At 48.6% G+C, this 689-nt stretch carries 1 protein-coding gene; it reads left to right on the plus strand.

Annotated features, from left to right (window positions below; translation table 11 throughout):
• The coding region (locus Q8W40_RS28030; RefSeq protein WP_305402110.1) for a VCBS domain-containing protein at positions 1 to 689 on the plus strand (689 nt) is incomplete at both ends.

Below are 689 nucleotides of genomic sequence, written 5' to 3' on the forward strand. Positions count from 1 at the left end.
TCGGTTGAAATCACCATTCAAGGAACTAACGACTTACCTGTGGTAGAAGAGCGCTTGGGTGGTTGGACCCAAGAAGACAGTACAACGCGCATTGTGAAGAATCTTGTCGTTCAGGATTTGGATAACGACAATCATACGTTTGCCGTAGTGGGCGGGACCGCACCGGCAGACAGCGTAGGTATTTTCAAAATAAATGCCGAAGGGGTCTGGACGTTTGAATTGATCCCCGGCAAAGCAGACTACCTTAAAGAAGGTCAGAAGCTGTTTGAAACATACCAAGTCAAGGTCACGGACGAAGATGGCGGTGAAACGACGGTAGAGGTCTTGATCGGTATAAAAGGCACCAACGATGCGTCGGTTGTGTCGTCAGGTTCGGTCACGCTCGTTGAAACCGACAGTGTTCTTACTTCTTCAGGAACACTGACTAGCACGGATGTAGATGGACCGGATAACAGTTTTACCGCCAATACCATTACCAACGCGCTAGGCACCTTTGTGATTGACGCAAGTGGTAATTGGACGTTTACCGCCAGCAGCACATTTGACCATTTAAGAGTCGGGGAAAGTGAAAGCTTTACCTACCCAGTCACCACCACCGATGGTACAGCCAGCTCGGTTGAAATCACCATTCAAGGTACGAATGACTTACCTGTTGTAGAAGAACGTTTAGGCGGTTGGACCCAAGAAGA

Source organism: Vibrio penaeicida (assembly GCF_030689305.1).
In the GTDB taxonomy this organism is placed as follows: Bacteria; Pseudomonadota; Gammaproteobacteria; order Enterobacterales; family Vibrionaceae; genus Vibrio; species Vibrio penaeicida_B.